This is a genomic window from Dietzia sp. CW19 (genome assembly GCF_014145265.1).
Classification (GTDB): domain Bacteria; phylum Actinomycetota; class Actinomycetes; order Mycobacteriales; family Mycobacteriaceae; genus Dietzia; species Dietzia natronolimnaea.
Genome location: NZ_JAALEE010000414.1, coordinates 1 through 3131, shown reverse-complemented (window position 1 = coordinate 3131; position 3131 = coordinate 1). Strand labels below are relative to the sequence as shown.

Genomic DNA, 3131 nt, shown 5'->3' with positions numbered 1-3131 from the left:
CCTGGTGGCCGTGACCGACCACGTCGAGCGGGCCCAGCGCGCCGCGCAGCTGCTCGTGGCTCTGGGGCGCGCGGGCGAGGGGGCGGCGACCGAGGAGCTGGGCCTGTACGGGCTGCTGTTCAGTGAGGTCGACCGCGGTGACGTCACCCAGTTCATCGAGCGCAACCTCGGGCCGATCCGCCGCTACGACCGCGACCGCGGGACCGCCCTGCTGGAGACCCTGAGCGCCTGGTTCGACGCCGATGCCAGCCCCTCGGGTACCGCCGACCGGCTCTACGTCCACGTCAACACCGTGTACCAGCGGCTCGACCGGCTCGACTCGGTCCTCGGCCCCGGATGGCGTCGCGGCGACCGCGCGATGGAGCTACGCCTCGCTCTACGGATGTGGGAGTTGCGCGGCTCCTGAGCGCGGCCCGTCGCCGCTCCTGCCCACCCCTTCCCCGCAACGCCGCCCTCCCCCGCAACGCCGCGGTTGGCGGACCTCTCGCCGGGATTTCGGCTCTGGGACCTGCGAGATGCCCGCCAAGTGGGGCTGTCACCTGAGTCGGGTGCCGCGGCCGGGCTGGATGCCTCGTCGTCGCGTGTCGTTGTTGCTGTCGTCGTCGCTGCCGTCGCGATCCGTCTCAGGCCTCCGACAGTCCTGGCACAGCGTCCAAATAGGGCTGCGACCTCCCAATACCTCGCAGCATGGAAGATGAGACACATGTCAGGTTCCCTGTTGAACTGCACTTTTGGTGAGAATCGCGAAACTGTGACGTTGTTTACAAAACCGTTACTTCCGTTTGCTACCGGCGAGTAGGTAAACGATAATAAATGCGATACGTCAACAAGAGTGTTGGCGCCCACCCTCACCTCCACCGGAAAGGCCCACCCATGAGCACCACGCCCCAGACCTCCCCGACTGCCTCGCCGAAGCAGAACCGCCGCAAGAAGACCCGCGCCATCATGGCCTCCGGTCTGGTGCTCGGCGTCGGTGCCGCGGTGACCCTGGCCGCCTGGTCCGACACGGCGTGGGGCGTGAGCGAGTTCGGTACCACGGGCAGCGACTTCAACATCCAGGCCCACTTCAACGCCACCGAGGGGTGGAACGAGTTCGTCACCAAGGACAAGGCCGGCACCATGCAGTTCGGACCCGCCTCCAAGGCCCTGGTCCCGGGAGTGCCCGTCTACCAGCTGGTGGGCCTGCACGAGAACAAGGGAAAGCTCGGCGCGGATGTCACCATCGCGCAGCAGAGCGTCGCCTCCAACGCGCTGACCAGCAAGGTCGCCGTGTCGATCGCCGAGCTCGGCGGTGGCTCGACCCCGCCGTCCAACTGCTCCGCTGCCGCCACCAACTTCAAGCCCGCCGGCACACTCGTCGCCCCCACGACGTCCACGACCCGCGTGGAGAAGAACGACTACAAGTGGCTGTGCTTCCGCGCCGAGCTCGCCCCGACCGCCGGACTGGATTCCGCCGGCATCGCGCCCGCCCCCGTGTTCTGGAACTTCGACGCGCAGAGCGACGACGCCTGACCCGCGACGACCACCTGATCCGAGACCGACGAACGACACGCGAGAGGTGATGGCCGTGCAGACCGCAGCACCGATGTCCCACAGCGGAACCCCGGCCCGCACCGCGGGAGCGCACCGCGCCCCCGGCAGGTCATTCGGTTCCTACCTCGCCGGCGGGCTGGCCAATCTGCTCGCCGCCGGCGGGGTGGTGGCGGTCGGTCTCGTGATCGCGGCGGTGACGATGAACATCACGCTCATCATGTTCAAGACCGGGTCCATGTCCCCCACGATCCCCACCGGCTCCGTCGCCGTGGTCAAGGAGATCAGTGCGGACGAGATCCGGGTGGGCGACGTCGTCACCGTCGACCGTCCCGGCCGGCTGCCCGTCACCCACCGGGTGATCGAGGTCCATCCGCAGGTGCCCGGCGAGGCGCTCATCCTGATGCAGGGCGACGCCAATCCGAACCCCGATCCGGGGATGTACCGGGTCGAGAGCGTCCGCAAGGTGCTGTGGTCGGTGCCCGGGCTGGCGAACGTGATCGTCTGGGCCGGGAACCCGCTGGTCCTGGGTTCGATCACCCTGCTCGCCGCGCTCGGGGTCCTGTGGACCTTCTGGCCGGGGCGCGATGACGACGAGGTCGGGCGGTGACCCTCCGGCAGCATCCGGTGCGGGCGCTCGTGGCGGTCCTCGGCGCCCTCGCCCTGCTCCTGACGACGGCCCTGGCACTCGGTTCGATCCGGCCCACCGAGGCGACGTGGTCCGACCGCGCAGTGGGCGCGGCCGAGTTCGGGGCCGCCAATCCGCACCAGAACACGCGCTTCGCCCGCGCGATGTCGACCTTCGGCCAGATGGAACGAGCGGTCCGGGACAGCGACGTCGGCGCCGTCACCGCCTTCCGCCAGAGCCCCGACACGTCCCGCCAGGTCGTCGGTCCGGCGACGCACAACAGCACCGGCTCCTTTCCCACTTACCTGCTCCCCCTGACCACCGTGGGATTCTCGTGCTCGACGCTCGATGCGCAGTCGCGGTGCGAGAACGGGAACCCCACCGGCGTGGCCTCCGCCACCGCCGGCGCGGTCTCCGAGACCCGATCTCTGGACGTGCGGACGGCCAGCATCCTGGGGGCGGACCTGGTCAGCTACTCGGGCAGGAACCCGATTCGCGCGACCGCGGCCTGCTCCCCCACCGCCGGGGCGGCGACCCTGAGCTCGGACGGGCCGGTGGTCCTGGGGCGGAACGGTCTCTTCGAGCAGGAGGTCCGCGTGGCGATGCCCGGTCCGAACTCGGAGCAGACGGGGTACCGGAGTTGGGGCAGCTACGACTACGTCGCCACCCTCCAGCACGTGAGGAAGGAGGGTCCCGGATACGCCCTGTCCCAGCTGCGGCTGCGCGTCAATGCCACCGGCACGGGCGGCGCCGAACGCTGGAACCTCACCCTGATCCTCGCTCACGCCGAGTGTGGGGTCGACCGGGCTGCCACGGCCGCCCCCACCCGCCCCCACAGCGGAGAATGGCCGATCCTCTCGGCACAGACCAACCGGATGATGGTCGCCCAGGCCGACGCGCCGGTCGCCACGCCGTCCGAGGTCGCCGCCGCCGACGGCCGCGAGGCCCCGAACGAGGAGCCGGACGAGGAGCC

At 69.9% G+C, this 3131-nt stretch carries 4 protein-coding genes; all 4 read left to right on the top strand.

Annotated features, from left to right (window positions below; all coding sequences use genetic code 11):
• The coding region (locus tag G6021_RS12330; protein ID WP_206682662.1) for a PucR family transcriptional regulator at nt 1–406 on the top strand (406 nt) is incomplete at its 5' end.
• Nucleotides 407–873: 467 nt separating this feature from the next.
• Nucleotides 874–1512 carry a SipW-dependent-type signal peptide-containing protein gene (locus G6021_RS12325; RefSeq protein WP_182641410.1) on the top strand — a complete coding sequence of 213 codons (639 nt, stop codon included), beginning with the start codon at nt 874–876 and terminating at the stop codon, nt 1510–1512.
• A 55-nt stretch (nt 1513–1567) separates the two neighbouring features.
• A complete protein-coding gene (locus G6021_RS12320) occupies nt 1568–2140 on the top strand; it encodes a signal peptidase I (protein ID WP_304814718.1) in 573 nt (190 codons plus the stop codon).
• A partial coding sequence (locus G6021_RS12315) for a hypothetical protein (protein ID WP_182641409.1) occupies nt 2137–3131 on the top strand: 995 nt, incomplete at its 3' end. The genes G6021_RS12320 and G6021_RS12315, both read left to right, overlap by 4 nt.

What these genes read in the sequence shown, in the direction of transcription:
- G6021_RS12325 (WP_182641410.1), top strand. Translation starts at nt 874, where the DNA reads ATGAGCACCACGCCCCAGACCTCCCCGACTGCCTCGCCGAAGCAGAAC.